This is a genomic window from Balneola sp., from assembly GCA_002694685.1.
GTDB lineage: Bacteria > Bacteroidota > Rhodothermia > Balneolales > Balneolaceae > Gracilimonas.
This window is the reverse complement of the sequence record NZMW01000004.1, coordinates 342248-361037: the sequence shown is the minus strand read 5'-3', so window position 1 is coordinate 361037 and position 18790 is coordinate 342248. Positions and strand designations below refer to the sequence as shown.

Genomic DNA, 18790 nt, shown 5'->3' with positions numbered 1-18790 from the left:
TTTAGGGCAGATCAAACTGATTGAAGCTCTTTCTTATTATGCTCAACTAGATACTCGTAAGCTTCAAGTACACCTGCTGTGGTCTCTTTAGTTACAATCTCAGCTGTGTCTTTCACAAACGACTTAGCATTTATTGGGGCGAACGACTTCCCAACAATCTTTAAACCCGGCAGGTCTCCACTGCTATCTCCGATATAAGCTACTTCGCTTAAATCGAGATTAAGCAATTCACATAGATTTGTAATCCCCTCTCCTTTATTGGCTTTTTTCAGGATGATGTTCACGGATATATCAGTAGCATGAACCTCGAACATAGGATATCTCTCCGGGATGTAGTTCAAAATCTCCTCATGCATGTGAGCTACTTTAGCAGGATCAGGATTGACCAAGCCGGCATCCGTATATTTAGAGAATTCTGGATACGTGCCTTTATAATTCTTGATCAGCGTATTGTCGATCCATTCTTTGATTTCAGTAACAGCCAATTTTGCCTGATCATCAAAGTGAGAATTCCATGTTATTTCATTTGTTTTAATATCATACATACCTCCCCCGCTTTCAAATACCATCGGAGTGTCAATATCTAACCATTGAGCTACTGCTTCAACATAAGGAAATGGCCTGCCTGAGCAGATGGTAAGAGCCGGAATTTCTTCAACTTCCTTACTTCTGATATTTAACTCTTTTATTTTTGAAATAGCTTCCCAATCCGGACTTATAAAAGGGTGGGAAATACACCCATCCAAATCAGTGATGAATAGCTTGATCATAATATTTTTTAAGTGAGTAAATTAATAAGTGAGACAATGAGAGAAATAATTTATCTACCAAAATCATCCTCGAGTCGAACAATATCTTCCTCATCTGATGGGTTCTTGGGATCAGTATGTTGCCATATTTCAGCAATTATTCCCCAATTTTTAAGACCGACCAGACGATGCCTCTCTCCTTTTTCTAAGGTAATTAGGTCTCCCGCTTTATATGTCTTCACCTCATTTTGTTCATCCGTTTTACTGCGAACTACGCCTACAGGTCCTTCAACAACCTGCCACATTTCCGCTCGCCTGTGGTGATATTGCCATGAAAGTCTTTTACCGGGTTCAACCAATAAGATCTTAGGGCTTAGTTTACCGGAGATATTGACATCGCTCATTTCAACTTCATCATCGAAATAAGTATCTATAAATTTCTGAGCCTGATCTTCGTTTATAACAAAAAATCCACCCCATGGGCGCCCAAAGTCGTGATCATCTATTTCAAATCCCTGGTCCTTTAATTTCTTTTCCACATCTTTAAAAAGCTGCTCCTTATCGCTATTCGTCATTTCGAAAATATTTGATGTATTAGTCTTTTTTAGAAGTGTAAGAGGGGATCAAAACTGAAACCACCAAGCATAATAAAGCCAAAGATCCCATCCACTGATATTGGTTTTTATAGTCGGCATATTCCTGGCTGGCAAACTCTCCTTTTTCAAGATCATCCATTCGGGCTAAAAAACCATCGATCCCGTCATTTCCACGCTCTATAGAGTAATACTCTCCTTCAGCTTGATTGGCTATACTTCTAAGGGTTTGAGTCTGCAGCTTCGTGGTTACAACACGGCCTTCATTATCTCGCTTATATCCAATCAGTTCATCCGAACCTTCTTCGTATAGTGGTATTGTCGTTCCTTCAGTAGTACCAACACCCAGCGTATAAACTGAAATGCCCTCATTCACCAAATTGTTTAGTGCTTCCTCGTAAGACTGACCATGATCTTCTCCGTCAGATATAATCAAAAGAACCTTGGCTGCTTCCGTCGCATTTTCATCAAGTGCCTGAAAAGCTTCCAAACCAGTTTCCATAGCTGATTTAAAATCTGTCGCCGAGCTTGGCATCTGATCAGTATCTGCAATATCCAGGAATAATCTAAGGGCAGAATAGTCGAGCGTCATAGGACTTTGGAGATACGCTTCCCCGGTAAAAACAATTAAACCAACACGATCACCCTTTAGTCGCTCTATCAATCTATTGATCTCAAACTTAGCTTTCTCCAATCTGCTGGGGCGAACATCTTCAGCATTCATACTTGCTGAAAGATCCAAGGCAACCAGCATATCAATACCCTGTCGCTTTACTTCCCGAACTTCGGTTCCAATTTTTGGCCCGGCTAATGAAACAATCAGGAAGAACAAACCTGATAGTATAAATACAGTTTTTAAACTGTTCCCCAAAGACCAATATCCGTTCCTAAGAGCAGAAAAGAGTTCTTTCCCAAAATATTGCTCTTTTAAACTTCTGGCTCTATTTGATCTCCACCAAGCAAGTGCAATACCTGCAGGTATCAAAGCAAGAAACCACAAAAATAAAGACTGTTCCCAGATCATAGAATAAAGTATTTATGAAGCCTTAAGATAGAAATTTAAGATTCCTTCTTGCAGTAATAAATTTAAAAATAATTACCTTTTTAAAGCCTGTGTAATTACCTCAACTACTTTCTCCATCTCATTATCTCTTAGTTCCGGGAAAATTGGAATAGATAAAGCCTGCTTGCTGGCGCAGTGAGAAACAGGACAATCCTTAGGTTCATATCCCAAATAAGCAAAGCACTCCTGCTCATGCAGTGGAATTGGATAGTACACAGAGTGTCCGATATTATGATTGGAAAGTGCTTTTGCTACAGCCTCTCTTCTGCTTGTCCTAATAGTGTACTGATGATAGATATGCCTTCCGTCTGTACCTTCCGACCCTGTAGTTTCGCTGGGAAGGATAACTTTCGTGTCCTCCAAGTTACAATCATTGCCACCCATAGCTTGACAGGTTCCTGCGCAATTACCAAGATCACCAACCACACCCGCTTCCGTAAAAAGCCTCTTGTACTGACTTGCTATTTCTTTTCTCCGATCAGACCAATCATCTAGATACTTAAGCTTCACAGATAGCACAGCAGCCTGAATGGCATCTAAACGACTGTTTATGCCTACTAAACTATGATGATATTTGGGTTTTGCTCCATGTAATCGAAGAATGTCCAATTCTTTAGCTCGCTTCTCATCCTTTACAGTAACTAAGCCTGCATCACCGAATGCACCCAGATTTTTACTTGGAAAAAAACTAAAACATCCAAAATCACCAATGCTACCAGCCCGTTGTCCCTTATATTCAGCACCAATAGCCTGGGCAGCATCTTCGATCACTTTTAATCCATACTCTTTAGCGATAGCCATTATTGGATCCATATCAGCCATTTGTCCATACAAATGAACCGGTATTATGGCTTTTATTTTTTCAGGATCGGGATTCAACTTTTTGTAAACAGGATGCTCTCCCTCCATAAATCTTTTAATTTGAACCGGATCCAGATTAAAAGAGTCTTTTTCAATATCAAGAAAAACGGGAATTCCACCTAACCGAGAAATAGCTCCGGCCGTGGCAAAGAAGGTAAATGGACTGGTTAACACGTAATCTCCAGGCTGCAGGTCAATGGCCATCAAGGCTAACAAAAGGGCATCAGATCCGGATGCACATCCATATGTATAGTTTGCTTTACAGTAAGCCCCGACTTTCTCTTCAAAATCTTTAACCTGATCACCCATAATAAAATACTGGCTCTCAAGCACTTCATCTATCGCTTCTTTTATTTCAGGCTTAATAGACTCGTACTGCCGATTTAAATCAAGTAAGGGTATAGACATAATCTCTTTAACTATAAAAATTCACTTCAAAAAAGAATGATTGATTAAAATTACTTTGAAGCATTATAAATTTGTTCAATAATACTAACCACTTTCATCCCTTCAAAAGCATTTGCTGTTGCTTCGCTTTTACCATTCAGAGTTTCAAGTACATTCTCTATAACATAATGATGATTGGCAGCACTACCTTTAAAAGGACCATAGTCATTAGGGGGATTGGTTTCCTCTAAAACCGGCATTTCATAATCTTCAATGTGGCAGTACTCAACTTCATTCATATACTGTCCACCTACCTTAAAGCTTCCTTTCGTTCCAACAACGGTGATACTGCTCTCCATATTCTTATCCCAACACGAAGTAGAGTAATTCATGCTGCCGATCCCTCCTTCCACAAACTCGAATTGTGCAAAACCTGAATCATCAAAATCTTTAAGGTCGGGGTGTGTAAAGTTTTTTATGACGGACTTAGGCTTTTTGATATCACCAAAAACCCAATACATTAAATCTACAAAGTGACTGAACTGTGTATATAATGCCCCGCCGTCCATGTCTTTAGTACCTCTCCAGGTAGTATTACCGTAGTACCTTTCATCCCGGTTCCAGTAACAATTAACCTGAACCATCAGCACGTCGCCAATGAGCTTTTTATCTATAATTCCTTTCATCCATACAGAAGGTGGGCTATATCTGTTTTGTTTTACAACAAAAACCCTTTTCCCGGAAGCTTCCTGAGCTCCAATAACTTCAAGACAAGCCTCTTTAGTTATACCCATTGGTTTTTCGATAACAACATGATAACCGGCATTCAATAATTGAGTAGCATATTTAGTGTGAAGGCCGTTGGGAGTCGCTATACAGACAACATCACTGCTATGAGCATCATTTTCTAAAAAGTTCTCAATAGAAGAATGCTTCTTTGCAGTAATATCAAGATCTGCCGCCCCGTCTAGTTGCTGCTCATCTATATCAACTATAGATATCAAAGAACTATACTCATATTCATGGATAATTTTTGAATGGCGCTTTCCAATCCGTCCAAAACCAATAACCGAAAAATTTATGTTACGCATAAAATATTTGAGGAATTTGTGAGTTCAAAGGTACAGAAATTGATCTTTCTATTCTATTAAAGCAAGTACTGAATTTTGATCCTAAATTATCAAATTAGACCTTTACTTGTACTCTCAAAACAGATGGTGTTTACTTCCTATTTTTGTTCATAGTACTTGATTTTGCTTTTTTTATTGTTACTCTTTCGATGAAAACCCTTATTATTCAGACTTGTTAACTATTTTCTTTTTTTAAAAAAATATTCCATGATTAAGCGTCTAGCGAGTTTTATTCTGTTTGTTCTTATATCCGTATCGATACAGGCACAAGACTTCGGTATCGACTTTGAAAACATTCGTGTAAATGACTTAAGCGATCAGCAAATCTCTCAGCTTTATGAGCGAATGCAGGATCGTGGGCTCTCGATTTCTGAAGTCGAAACTCTTGCTCTGGCGCGAGGGATGAATCCGGCAGAAGTAAGTAAACTCAGATCCAGAATAAACCAAGTACGATCTTCTACATCTGAAAGCATTGGAACGGGTGCTTCAAGGCAAGGTCGTATGAGAGTTGAAAAGCCAGGTGACTCTTCATTAAGATCTTCAGGTTTCCAGCCTGATACTATGGACGTACTTCTTGATTCTGCAGAAAAAGATACTTCCAACATTTTTGGTTCAGACATTTTTTCAAATCCAAGAATTACTTTTGAACCCTCTCTAAACATCCCTACCCCAAAAAATTATACGCTAGGACCAGGGGATGAGCTTTTTATTGATATTTGGGGTGCAACAGAAACGACCTATCAACTAATGATTAGTCCGGAAGGTTCTATTCAAATAAGTAATATTGGACCAGTCTTTTTAAATGGACTTACAATAGAAGAAGCAAGGGAAAGACTTTTAGCTAAGCTTTCAAATATCTATTCCGGTTTATCAGGAAATAATAAAACTACCTTTATGCAAATTACTTTAGGAGATGTAAGAAGCATAAAAGTGAGTATAGTAGGTGAAGTAGCAGCCCCTGGCACTTATTCCTTAAGTTCTCTTTCTTCGGTTTTTAATGCCTTGTATGCTTCCGGAGGCCCTAATAATGATGGTACCTATAGGGCTATTAAAGTTCTTAGAGATGGGAAAGTATTTAGAACCGTAGATCTTTACGATTTTCTTATATCCGGTAATCTTGCGGATAATATTATTTTGAAAGATCAGGATATCATAAAGATAGATCCATATGTAAATAGAATTACCCTAAAAGGCGAAACGAAAAATATTGGCAAGTTTGAGACAATTGAAGGTGAGACTTTCAATGATTTGTTAGAGTATGCCGGAGGTTTCAATCAATTTGCTTACAAAAAAAGAATAAAACTTGAACGTAAAACAGATACCGAAAGAAAGATTGTTGATATTCCCTTTCCAGATAATGGGAATACTGTTTTACAATCAGGAGATATCATTACTGTTGGCCGGATTTTAGATCGCTTTGCAAATAAAGTGGAAATAAAAGGACCTGTTTTCAGACCCGGTGAATATCAGCTTGAAGAAAACCCCACCCTTTCTCAACTCATAGAAAATGCTGAAGGACTAATGGGTGATGCCTTCATGGAACGGGCGGTTATTTTCCGTACACAGAAAGATTACAGCATTGAAGCTATTCCGGTCAATTTAAATAAACTAATGGCAGACACTTCAGCAGCATCAGTTGAGCTTATCAAAGATGATGTCGTGCAGATTTCATCTATTTTTGATTTACGCGAATTCAGAACCATTAAGATCAGTGGGTCTGTACTTAATCCCGGAACGTATAAGTTTGTTGAAAATAGTTCACTTAAAGACCTGATTTATCAGGCTAATGGCTTTAAAGAAGAAGCAGCCCCTCACAATATCGAAATTGCCCGTCGGGTACCTGACACAAAGTCAAGGGAGATGAATAATAGAATTGCAGAAATAATTACTGTAAATATCGAAAATGGGCTTGAATATTCTGAAGAATTAGAAGAGATAGAGCTGCATCCATTTGATCAGGTTTTTGTTCGAAAATCTCCTTCTTATGAAGTTCAAAAAACCGTTCAGATTAAAGGTGAAGTCATGTACCCCGGTGAATACGCAATAAGTACACGCGACTTTAGGCTAAGCGACCTTGTAGAGAATAGTGGTGGCCCTACTGACTTTGCTTATATAGAAGGTGCTTCATTAACCAGAAACTACGAGGAAGATCTCGAAGACTTAGATATCAATCTTGAAGATTCGGTAACTACTCAGGAAACAAACTCACTGTCCCAAGTTGGAATTCAGCTTAAAGAAGCAATAAACGCGCCTAATTCGGAATATGACTTACTATTACAACCCGGGGATGTGATAAACATCCCCAAAAGGCTACAGACGGTACAAATTCGAGGTGAAGTACTCTACCCAATTAATGCCCGATATGAAGATCGTAAGTCTTTTCGTAAGTATGTAAGTGCAGCTGGTGGCTTTACGGAACAAGCTAATACAAAGAAAGGATATATAGTTTATGCTAATGGTGAAGTGGACAGAACCAAGAAGTTCCTTTTCTTTAAATCTTATCCTAAAGTGAAACCTGGCTCCGTTTTAATTATTCCTCCAAAAGAAGAGAAGCAAAAGCTAAGCACTGCAGAACGTATTACAGTATTATCGACTATTGTTTCTTTGGCTGCAATAGTAACAAATACCATCTTCCAAATTCGAAGGAATTAGTAGCCACCAAGTCATTCAGTACCAAGTGAATGCGAAGATGCGGGATCTCCTTATCCTATGTTAGAAGTTTTTTTAAAAAAAAAGGTCACTGATCGGCAGGGAGATAGCTAAAGACGATCTTTGACTGCGATAAAGGAGTTAAAGAAACTGACTTCTTCACCTTCTTTTTGAACCTTGATTTATAGGATTATTTGAATTTCTTGATTACTACCAATCAATCCTGTTAATCCTTTAATCAGTTAAATCATGGTTCAAAGTATCTTTGTTATACTTAGAGGCCTGGCGTCGAGATTGCCGCGTCGTTATTCATCCCAATCCTGCATTCAACAATACAGGCTCCTCGCAAAGACGGGCTTTTTGAAACATCCCTTTGCGAGGCACACCAAGCCTACCATCAAATTATCAACTTACCAGCCGACGTAATCTCACTAATTCACGCTCTCATTCCCAAAAGCCTTGTTCTTATACTTGATAGCCATGGCATCGAGATTGCCGCGTCGTTAGCAATTCCAACCCTACATTCAATAATACAGGCTCCTCGCAAAGGCGGGCTTTTGTGAAACATCCCTTTGCGAGGCACACCAGGCTTACCATCAAATAACCAACTTACCAGCCGACGCAATCTCACTAATACACTCTCTCATTCTCCAAAGTATCGTTGTTATTACTTGGTAGCCATGGCGTTGAGATTGCCATTTCGTCAGTAATCCAAACCTACTTTCAACAATACAGGCTCCTCGCAAAGGCGGGCTTTTGTGAAACATCCCTTTGCGAGGCAGGCCAATCCTACAATCAAATTACCAACTTACCAGCCGAAGCAATCTCACTAATTCACCCTCTCTTTCTCAAAAGCTTCGTTGTTATACTTGGTAGCCATGGTGTCGAGATTGCCACGTCGTTATTCATCCCAATCCTGCATTCGACAACTTACTCTCCTCGCAAATGTTGACTTTTTAAAACTCCTAAACCAAAAACTTCACCATTCAATGTTGAATGTTCAGGGTTCAACATTCATAATATTCATCAGTCTGTTCCAAACAAATCCCGAGTGTACACCTTGTCCTTAACATCCCGGATCTCTTCTACCATCCGGTTGGCAATAATTACTTCTGAAATCTCCTTAAACTCATCCAGATCTTTAATAACCCGAGAATGATAAAATTCTTCCTGTTCCAAGTAGGGTTCATAAACCACAACTTCAATTCCTTTCGCCTTTATACGCTTCATGATTCCCTGAATCGCACTTTGTCTGAAATTGTCAGACCCCTGTTTCATAACCAGTCTGTAAACCCCAACTATTTTAGGGTCATTCTTCCAAATTTGGCGGGCTATAAAATCCTTTCGGGTAGAGTTAGCATCCACTATAGCCCTAATTAAGTTATTAGGTACGTCATGAAAGTTTGCTAAAAGCTGCTTAGTATCTTTAGGTAAACAATAACCTCCATATCCGAAAGATGGATTATTGTAATGATCTCCTATTCTTGGGTCAAGCCCTACCCCTTCGATCACCTGCTTTGAACTCATATTGTGTGATTCGCAATAAGAATCAAGCTCATTGAAATAAGCAACCCTCATAGCCAGATAGGTATTTGAAAACAGCTTAATAGCCTCAGCCTCGGTGTTATCGGTAAAAAGAACAGGGATGTTATCAGCATTCTCCTTTGCACCCTCAATTAATAAATTGGCAAAAACCCTGGCTCTTTCTGACTGTTCTCCCACTACTATTCGGGATGGATATAAATTATCATGCAGAGCTTTCCCCTCTCTGAGAAATTCTGGCGAAAATATCAGGTTATCAATCCCAAATTTCTCTTTAATTTCTTTCACATAACCCACCGGAATAGTTGATTTGATAACCATAGTAGCATCAGGGTTGATCTTATTCACATCCCGAATAACTGCTTCTACAGATCTGGTATTGAATTCATTGGTTTCCGGATCATAGTCTGTGGGAGTGGCGATAATCACATACTCGGCACCTTTATAAGCCTCCTCTTTATCAAGTGTAGCTTTAAGTTGCAGACTCTCTTCCTTAAGAAATTTTTCAATATCCCGATCGGTAATAGGCGATATACCATTATTGATCAGATTAACTTTTTCTTCGAGTATATCAAGGGCTACCACTTCATGATTTTGTGATAACAATACAGCAAGTGAAAGGCCAACATATCCGGTTCCGGCAACAGCAATCTTCATGTTCAATATTTTTCTGATTTATAATAAGGCCACAAATATAGAAGTTTTATGACTTTCAAACTTATACTAAAGTTGATAATGTGAGTGGTACTTAAAACGGCCGATAATAAGTTTTTTGGGTTTTAATATCGTCACATTCTCTAATTTTGATTTTAACTTCTTTTATCTTTGAGATAGATATAGCTCAAAATACCAAATTGCTACATATTCTTGACACTACCTCTCACCCTATCTTGTCCCATTATCAGCTCTTGGAGTTATTCCACGTTCATTATCTTATAAAAGAAATAATCATTCAACCAACCTTGAGGGTTGAAAGGCTGAACCCCTTCTCTTGTTTACTGGAAGAAAGTCGTCTCTACTCAACTATTTGTCATCCCCGAGTGAATGCGAGATCCGGATGAACCGGTGTCGTTGTTTATATCAGTTGTCATAAAAGGGAGATTGCTTCGTCGTTGTTCATCCCCTACCAATATTCAGTAACGCAAACTCCTCGCAAAGGTATCCATCTGCGAGCAATACAATGAGTAAAACAAATACATTGCGTGGCAGTCTCGGGGTAACGAGACGTTGCTCAACATCCTAATTCAATTCAGGGAGGTTGCTGCGTCGTTGTTTATCCCGACCAATATTCAGCAATGCAGGCTTTTAGTAGAGTAGAAAAGGAATTTAACGGATATTTAAAGCGTAGAAAAACCCAAAACCTTACCACTAATACCTTACACCTTTTTCAAGCTAACATATCCTCGGCTTCTTCCTTCTTTCTATTAACCCCGTTTTTAAAGCCAGAATAGGTAGGCACGAAGTTATAGATGGCTTCTTTGATAAGCTCTTTGTTTCCGCTTTCTGCTACTTTCTTGAGCTGATTCAATCGTTGCTCCAGATTGTCTAAAACTCCATGCTTACGGGCCATAAAGATTTTCTCATGACGAGTCATATCTGTTCCTTCTTCAGCAGTAAGTAACTCTTCAAATAGTTTTTCCCCGGGGCGAATACCAGTATGCTTAATCTTAACATCCAAATCAGGTTCAAGACCGCTAAGTTTTATGAGGTCTCTAGCCATTTTTTCAATATTAACAGGGTCGCCCATATCCAACACATAGACTGCACCATTATTGTTAAGAGCGCCAGCCTGTAATACCAGCTGAGAGGCTTCAGGGATGGTCATGAAGTAACGCACCATATCCGGGTGAGTAACCGTCACAGGACCGCCTTTTTGGATTTGATCTTTAAAAATTGGAATCACACTACCACGACTACCCAATACATTACCAAAACGTACCGATACAAAAATCTCGCCGTTCTTAGCCTGACTTGAGCCCCATTCCACAATATGCTCTGCAATACGCTTGCTTGCGCCCATCACAGATGTTGGGTTCACAGCTTTATCCGTAGAAATGTTTACAAAATGAGATATATGGTGCTCAACGGAAAGATTAATCAAATTACGTGTTCCCATCACATTATTAAAAATAGCCTGGGATGGGTTTTCTTCCATCAGAGGAACATGTTTATGGGCTGCAGCGTGGAATACTACTTCAGGTTTCTCATTCTCGAAAATTTTGCTCAATGTCGTTAGGTCTCGCACATCACAAATACGGATGCAGTATTTTAGGTCCGGAATTTCATTATTAATCTCACGTACCAATTGATGAATACTGTTTTCCCCTCTCCCCAAAAGTATTACATGTTTGGGATTAAACCTTGAAATCTGACGTACAATTTCTGAGCCAATAGAACCACCCGCACCGGTAACCAAGACTCGTTTGTTTTGTATATATGAACGAATTTCCTGTGTTTCAAGCTGTATAGGCTTGCGACGAAGTAAATCCTCCACATCAACATTCCGTATCTGACTAATAGAGACTTTTCCGCTCAACAGGTCATACATTGCAGGAATAATACGATAGCTTGCATCCGTCTGTCTCGATTTCTCAACTATCCTCCGTATTACTTCTCCCGATTCAGAAGGCATCGAAATAATAATCTCGTCAATATTCATCCGGCGAACAATATTCGGAATATCAAAAATAGTTCCTTTGACCGGTATACCCATAAATTTTTGGTTCCGCTTTGAAAGGTCATCATCCACAAAAGCCACCGGCTGCATTTGGGCATCTTTATTTTTGAGCATTTCCTTCGCAACCATCGTACCACTTTCCCCCGCACCGGCAATTAGAATCCGGCGAGTATCACCGTTATTCTTAATCCGTGGGATTCGATACTTAATAAAAAAGCGGGTGCCGGCCCGGAGAGAAGTAAGGGCAAGAATAGATAAAAAGAACTCAATGATAGGTATAGATAATGGAACATTGATTACAGACCTTCCCAACAACACAATCATGGTATATGGAATCGTCAGAATGGATACCATAGCCACAATGTGAAAAATATCATTGAAACCGGTATTTCTCCATGACTGTCGGTAGCTGCCCATATAATAAATGAGCGCGGTTTTAACTATGAAAAGAATTCCGGTAGCTTGAAGTGCTGAAATAAAGAATCCATTTAGGTCTCCATCCAGGCGCAATAAAAAAGCCAGAAGTGTGATCCCGGTCCAAATGGCTAAATCTGCAACCCCTTTGAAAAAGCTCTTGTGCTCGAATATTTTATTTTTCATCATCCATTGTTGTATTCAACTCTTCTACCCTCAAGAGCCGTAATAATACAAATAATATTATAAAAAAGAATTAACGAGTTTTAACCCGTTGATTTTAAGAAGTTACAAGACTACTGAAGTCTATAATAATAGACTCCTATCTGTAATTAAAAAGTATTGATCTGACTAGTTTTCAATTCACCTAAACACTTCTCGGTATACGATACTTATAAAAAATAAAAGATTTTACCCCTACATATATAAGGCTTAAAATGAGTAAAACTGAAATGGCATAAATGACCCAATATTCAGAACTCAAACTGTATAGACCTAATATTATTGAAAATTGCAATAGACTATAGATGGCAGATACTACTAAATGAGGTACTCTTACTTCATTTGCTAAATACTGATATAAGTGTGTCCGGTGAGCTTCGAAAATATTCTCTTTCTTTATCAGTCTATGAAAAATAGTAAGTACTGAATCAATTCCATAGACACTGAAGAATAATATAAATTCCCACCGGCCTGTTGAAAGGATAAGGGTTGAAACAAGGTAAGCCATGATTAGCCCCATTGTTAAGCTTCCGACATCCCCTGCAAAGGCTAACGCATTCTTACGCACATTAAACCATCCAAAGATCAGCAGTGATAATCCTATTGTATATATCAGTGAAAGCTGAATCTCGGGAATGGAATCTTTGAATAGATATACTCCTATTAAAATAGCTACAGCATATAACACCGAAATTCCATTGATCCCATCCATAAAATTAAAGGTATTTAGCCATCCTGTGATCAAGATAAATGCAATACCGGCATAGAAAAGAGGCAGTGCTAACAATCCCATTTCCACCAGTACTAACAGCACTCCCAGGGATTGGATAATTAAACGGGGTAGTTGCGATAAAGAATAGCGGTCATCCAGAAATCCTATGATTCCCATTAACAGTACAGCTGATACAAAGTACCAATCCGTTTGTTCAAACAGGAATGCCCATAACAATACCGCAATTGGAAATATAATACCACCGCCCCTTACCGTAGGTTTTTTATGTGAACTTCGCTCGTTGGGTTTGTCAATAATCCCCATTTTTTTTGCGAGAATTATATATCCAACCATCACCCCGGAAAACATAATAAATAAATAGAGATAGCTCATCATGACTCAAAACTTTTAAGGGTTTTGATCATCCCTTCTTTCGCTGAAACGGGCATTCGTTCTATTCCAAGTTCCTTATTTAGCTTTTCATTAGAAACGAGGTAATTTTCGGTGAGCTTTTCTAAACGCTCATCATTTAAGGGAAGAGGAAGTACATTGCCGACTTTTGCAATCATTTGAATGAGAGGTTTGGGGACATTCCAAATTTGTGCTCTTTTATTGCTTACTTCTGCAATGATGGAAACCAATTCTGTGGTTGAAAGTGCCCCATCATCTGCAACGTTGTAAACACCGGAAGATACTTTCCCTTCCAGGATCTCTTTAATCACAAAACATAAATTCTCTATGGATAGAAAAGACCGGAAGTTATCATAAGAACCTAAGGGCCAGGGTATCCCCTTACTGATAATGCTATGAAGTAAATTTAGATTTCCTTTATTTCCCGGCCCATGAATCATGCAGGGCCTTAGAATAACTACTGTTCTATCATCCGGTAAGTTATCTAGTATATATTGTTCTGCTTTTAGCTTTGAACGACCATAGGCTGTAACAGGATCAGCACCATGATCTTCGGTCAGCTCTCCATGTACTTCATCTGCAACGGCTTTAACCGAGCTTATAAAGATAAAAGTTTGAGCTTTTTCATCATCAAGAAATCGATCATAAAGTTTTTTTGTAAGCTCATAATTCACTGTAAAGTATTCAGAGTCATCCGAAATATTTTTTAGATCGTGAGCTTTACCGGCTAAGTGAATGTAATGTTGTGCCTCAATTATTTTATCCCAGAAATCATCATAACTCAATGATTCGATCTTATGATCTGAAGTTAATGATTGTGCTCGGTCTAATCTAAGTACTGAATAATTCTCTGTTAATTCAGGTAGTAAGTTAGCACCGACAAATCCAGTTGACCCAGTAATCAGTATATCATTCATTAATCTTCCCGATAACTTTTCAGAATATATTCTGCCATTTCATTCATGATAGAGCTTCTGGCGAACTTATTTATAAAACCATTCCTGTCTACTGCATCTTTTGGCAATACATTACTTTTTAGAGCTTCGGCTAATTCATTCTCATTACAAGGCTCAAACAATAATAAGCCTTCAACATTTTCTCTTAGAAATTCTTTAGCATATCCACCAACTCCTGCAATCATTGGTTTTCCGGTAGCTGCATATTCAAAGATCTTCGATGGCAATACTTTTTTAAACGCATCATAATCATTCAGATGCAAAAATAGATAATCTGTTTCTTTGTAGTAGTTTAGCAGATTGTCTCTGTTAACAGGGTCGATTAATTCGACATTCGTAATTTTACGTACATTTAGCTCTTTTTCTAACAAATGACGAGTTCCACCATCACCAATAATCCTGAAAACATAATCAGTGTCTTTGAGAAGATTAGCAGTTTGCGGAATGATTTTATGCAACCCCTGTCCATCACCGATATTTCCAGCATAAGTGATAATACGTTTTCCTTTAGATTCTGTATTATTTGAAAAATCATTCATTAAGAATACTTCATCAATTCCATTCGGATAAAATGATATTTGGGAATCAAATTTGTCAAAGAAATCACGAAAACCCTCTGAGACAATGTTGATTCGGTCCGCTTTATTAAAGGTATATTTTTCAATAAAGCTTAGAAATATATCTAAAGGATAATTGATAAGCGGATTCTTAATAATTTCCTGCATGTTTTCACGAAAAAGATCCCTCATATCTAAAAAGAGAGGAGCCTTTTTATTCGAACTAACGCGTGCTCCTAAGAATGCAGTAAACAACCTTGAAGATGATGCAATAACCAAGTCATACTCTTTATCCTTAACTTGCTTTCGGGCACTAATGTAATATGCTTTAAAAGAATTGATCTGATCAAAAAAACCACTTTTATGTTCCGGCAATTCGCTTCTATATACATGAATATTCGAAGCGTATTTTTCAAACTCTGAAGCATCTGCCTGGTATGTAGAATACCTGTTGGGCATCGTAGTTACTACATCAAGGTGATCCTCTTTTTTAAGGTGTTTTGAAAATGCTTCAGCTAATGCCGTATTTCTAAATGAGCCGGCGCAAAGATCCGGTTCAAAATAAAATGTTAGTAATAATATTCTCATTCTTTAATTGTTGTTTTTAATACCCCTTTAAATTCTATTCTAATTTTATAAGCTATTACCTTTTTATTAAAACCTAAGCAAAAGGCATATTTTTCTTTTCTCACATATTTAAAATTATCAAAGCTTAAAATATGGTTATTTAGTCTGAAAATCCCTTCTTCTGTTTGTTCAGGTTCGATATCTGGATGAAGGTGTAAAAAAGCCAGTCCCTCTGCTTTATCTCCTTCAATTCGATCTATGATTTGAATCTTATTTTCCTGAACCTGCCATTCCCGAATATGTCCTATACCCATTCTATCATACCCAGTATGACTTGCCATCAACATTAATTCTGACTCTTCCAGGATAAAAGGCTTTGCCCTCCTCCCTACTCTGAATCCACCCCATACGTCGGTCTGCTCTTTACTGTTAATCATTACAGTATTATGTGAGGCAGTCCCCCTTTCATCTTCCCGAATTTGGTTTTTTTCATAGGTTGAAATTCCGCGATCTACTATGACAGGCTTCCCTTGATGATATAATACAAAAGACAGTGTATCTGAATGGGCATGTGCGGGCTGGTATGTTGGGCCTACTTGCCCAATATCTGCCACTACTTCAAAATTTCCGGCTACAAACTTTCGAAAACCGGATTCTTTAAGATGAACTTTTTCAGGTAAGAAACCCAACTGCTCTGCATAGTTTAAGATTACTTTGGGTTCAAGAGCTTGTCCTCCGGTGCTGTCATTGAGCATTGGAATGTCTCCATTGCTGAACATTATTGTATGAAGCCAATTAACCATTTCTTGTATCGCTTCCTTTAATTGCTCCTCTACAACCTGAAGCTCATGTTTATTGTTGATGAGTAGATTGTATCCATCCAGTGCCCGTTGTAACAATATCAGATGATACATTGGGGACAGTTCAAAATGAGCGCCGTCTTCCAGTACTTGTTCTTCCAGTTCGGATTTTAGAATTTTTCGAGTGAGTCGATTCAATTTTTCATCTTGAAAAAATATTGCTCCAAATAGCAACGAAAATCCATTTTCCAACAGGTGATTTCCCAGCAAATGATATTCCAGTTTTTTGGTCAATACCTGATATTGTGCATATAATGAATCAACAATTTCCTGTGGATATCGATCATGTTTGGAAAGGAACTTGATCCAGTTAATAGTTCTTAGTGAAACGGGATAGGGCTCCAATCCTTCCGGGCGGTTTTGCAGATCTTGGAGAAAGGATTCAATCAGTTCTTCCCCTGTTTCCCAATCCATTTCAGGTTGATGGAGATAGTCAAAATAGTTCAGATGGTATACCCAGAGTTTACCATGGCCTACATAATTCCAGTTTATTTCTTCTTTGAAGGTCTGATCTAAATTGAGGAACTGGAAATGATTATCTCCAAGATAGTGAGTGTATTGATCAGGGAATGGGGCGAGTTTTAGTTTTTGAAAGGTTGATGGCTTTACCTCTTCTGGATACTTTATAGGAAAGAACCTGTTCCGTAGTCTATACCACACCTGATACCGTATTTGTATCGGCTTGAGGTGCTTAAGGGTGTGATAGTATCGAGAGAGTTTTTTGAGCATAGTTGTGTTTAATGACGGCTCAATGATAAGGATTTTTTTTTTTTTCAACTTTCTCCCAATTTCTTCCCAACCCTTTTTTTGTCATTTCGACCGGAGTGAATACGGAGCGGAGAAATCTACGGAGTTTGATTATGCCTCCCAAACAGTGGCATACTCCTTAGATTTCTCGGCTCCGTTTGCCGCTCCCGTTTCACGGGATTGCAAAGCTACGCTCAAAATGACAAAAAAGGGGAAATGAGCTAACTCAACAACTCAATGATGTGCTTCACAATCCTGCCAGAAGTCTTTCCATCCCAAAGCTCCGGTATTGCCCCTTTTTTCCACTCACCGGCGAAGAGTTTTTCAAGGGCAGGCTGGATGGATTTAGGGTTTACGCCGAGTATTTCATTGGTGCCGATATCTACCGTTTCGGGGCGTTCGGTACTATTGCGAAGGGTCATACAGGGAATTCCCATTACCGTGGTTTCTTCGGTAATGCCGCCGGAGTCTGTAATAACCGCCTTTGATCGCTCTACCAAATAATTGAATTCCAAATAGCCCAATGGTTCGATCATATGCAATCGCTCATAGGAAATGCCCAGATTCTTCAAAATTTTAGCGGTTCTGGGGTGGACCGGAAATACCAAGGGTAGATCTTGCGTATTGGCAATGATCTCATCCATCAGGGATTTCAGAATTTCTTCCTCATCCACATTGGAGGGGCGATGTAAAGTCATTACGATGTAATTACCTTCTTTCAGCCCAACTTCGTCCCAAACAGGAGGTTTTTGAAATCTTGGGCGGTGTTTCAGCAATGTATCAATCATGGTATTTCCCACGAAGAAAATGCGCTCGTCCCCGACTCCACTTTTCTTCAGATTTGCATTGGCTACATCTGAAGTCGTAAAAAAATAATTCGTTACAGCATCAGTCGCCAAACGATTGATCTCCTCCGGCATTTTCCAGTCACCGGAACGAATTCCGCCCTCCACATGAGCAACAGGAATATGCATTTTTTGAGCGGTAATGGCACAAGCCATCGTTGAAGTTACATCTCCAACCACCAAACAAAGATCGGATGGCTTATCCATTAGCAATTTTTCATAGCCGGTCATAATGGCTGCCGTTTGCTCGGCTTGGGTTCCACCACCGGCTCCGAGATTTTCATCCGGGGCCGGTATGCCGAGTTGTTCAAAGAAGGACCCGCTCATGTTTTTGTCGTAATGCTGACCGGTGTGAACCAGCCTGAAGTCTATATCTGTACCCTGTTTTTGCTCTTTCTTGATGGCGTCAATGATGGGAGCAATTTTCATGAAATTTGGTCTTGCTCCGGCGATTAGGTCTATGTAGATAGCTTTTGGCATTAGCTTTTAACTTTTTGAATGAATTGGTTTAATTGTTTTTGGAGGGTGTGCAGTTTCTCAACTTCTCCTTCTAATCTATTATTTGAGATATAACCAATTTCATTAGCAATAATCAATTGTGTTTCTACCTCAAAAGCAGAGCCCATTACTATTTCTAAGTATCGAACAAACTCAATCTCAGAATTTCGGGACGAACCTTCAGCAATGTTTGATGCTACAGATACTGCAGCCCTTTGGATTTGATTACTAAGAGCAAACTTCTCCTTATCAGGAAATGATTCGGTTAATGTATAGATGTCCTTAGACAATTGAATTGCCCGTTTCCATACCTCGTATTTTCTGAAGTTTCTCATTTTTTTGGCTTTTAG

At 38.8% G+C, this 18790-nt stretch carries 14 protein-coding genes; 1 reads left to right on the top strand and 13 read right to left on the bottom strand.

Annotation, left to right across the window (positions count from 1 at the left end):
- Positions 1 to 11 precede the first annotated feature (11 nt).
- The 5 genes from CL667_07110 to CL667_07090 form a co-directional block, all read right to left on the bottom strand.
- Positions 12 to 770 (bottom strand): hypothetical protein, encoded by a 759-nt coding sequence (locus CL667_07110; protein MAL17463.1) that lies wholly within the window; start codon positions 768 to 770, stop codon positions 12 to 14.
- A 50-nt stretch (positions 771 to 820) separates the two neighbouring features.
- The gene (locus CL667_07105; GenBank protein MAL17462.1) at positions 821 to 1324 is read right to left on the bottom strand and encodes a phosphoheptose isomerase; all 504 of its coding nucleotides are present in this window, start codon (positions 1322 to 1324) and stop codon (positions 821 to 823) included.
- A 19-nt stretch (positions 1325 to 1343) separates the two neighbouring features.
- The gene (locus CL667_07100; protein MAL17461.1) at positions 1344 to 2366 is read right to left on the bottom strand and encodes a hypothetical protein; all 1023 of its coding nucleotides are present in this window, start codon (positions 2364 to 2366) and stop codon (positions 1344 to 1346) included.
- Positions 2367 to 2438: 72 nt separating this feature from the next.
- Positions 2439 to 3674, bottom strand: coding sequence for a transcriptional regulator (locus CL667_07095; protein ID MAL17460.1), 1236 nt, complete (start codon positions 3672 to 3674; stop codon positions 2439 to 2441).
- 50 nt (positions 3675 to 3724) lie between these two features.
- Positions 3725 to 4744: an oxidoreductase gene (locus CL667_07090; GenBank protein MAL17459.1), complete on the bottom strand. Its 1020-nt coding sequence runs from the start codon at positions 4742 to 4744 to the stop codon at positions 3725 to 3727.
- Between the two features lie 246 nt (positions 4745 to 4990).
- On the opposite strand from CL667_07090, the gene CL667_07085 reads away from it, so the two are divergent.
- A complete protein-coding gene (locus CL667_07085; protein MAL17458.1) occupies positions 4991 to 7435 on the top strand; it encodes a hypothetical protein in 2445 nt (814 codons plus the stop codon).
- Between the two features lie 1023 nt (positions 7436 to 8458).
- Here the strand turns inward: CL667_07085 and CL667_07080 are convergent.
- From CL667_07080 to CL667_07045, 8 genes are all read right to left on the bottom strand, one after another.
- Positions 8459 to 9631, bottom strand: a complete 1173-nt coding sequence (locus tag CL667_07080; GenBank protein MAL17457.1) for a UDP-glucose 6-dehydrogenase — start codon at positions 9629 to 9631, stop codon at positions 8459 to 8461.
- Positions 9632 to 10361: 730 nt separating this feature from the next.
- The gene (locus tag CL667_07075; GenBank protein MAL17456.1) at positions 10362 to 12254 is read right to left on the bottom strand and encodes a polysaccharide biosynthesis protein; all 1893 of its coding nucleotides are present in this window, start codon (positions 12252 to 12254) and stop codon (positions 10362 to 10364) included.
- Positions 12255 to 12432: 178 nt separating this feature from the next.
- Positions 12433 to 13392 (bottom strand): UDP-GlcNAc--UDP-phosphate GlcNAc-1-phosphate transferase, encoded by a 960-nt coding sequence (locus tag CL667_07070; protein MAL17455.1) that lies wholly within the window; start codon positions 13390 to 13392, stop codon positions 12433 to 12435.
- Entirely contained in the window at positions 13392 to 14327 is a 936-nt protein-coding gene (locus tag CL667_07065; protein ID MAL17454.1) for a nucleoside-diphosphate-sugar epimerase, read from the bottom strand. The genes CL667_07070 and CL667_07065 overlap by 1 nt, the downstream gene beginning before the upstream one ends.
- On the bottom strand, positions 14327 to 15511 hold the full coding sequence (locus tag CL667_07060) for a glycosyltransferase WbuB (protein ID MAL17453.1): 1185 nt from the start codon (positions 15509 to 15511) through the stop codon (positions 14327 to 14329). Before CL667_07060 ends, CL667_07065 begins: the two co-directional genes overlap by 1 nt.
- The gene (locus CL667_07055; protein ID MAL17452.1) at positions 15508 to 17127 is read right to left on the bottom strand and encodes a hypothetical protein; all 1620 of its coding nucleotides are present in this window, start codon (positions 17125 to 17127) and stop codon (positions 15508 to 15510) included. The genes CL667_07060 and CL667_07055 overlap by 4 nt, the downstream gene beginning before the upstream one ends.
- 191 nt (positions 17128 to 17318) lie before the next feature.
- The gene (locus tag CL667_07050) at positions 17319 to 18422 is read right to left on the bottom strand and encodes a UDP-N-acetylglucosamine 2-epimerase (non-hydrolyzing) (GenBank protein ID MAL17451.1); all 1104 of its coding nucleotides are present in this window, start codon (positions 18420 to 18422) and stop codon (positions 17319 to 17321) included.
- On the bottom strand, positions 18422 to 18775 hold the full coding sequence (locus CL667_07045) for a diversity-generating retroelement protein bAvd family protein (protein MAL17450.1): 354 nt from the start codon (positions 18773 to 18775) through the stop codon (positions 18422 to 18424). Before CL667_07045 ends, CL667_07050 begins: the two co-directional genes overlap by 1 nt.
- Positions 18776 to 18790 lie beyond the last annotated feature (15 nt).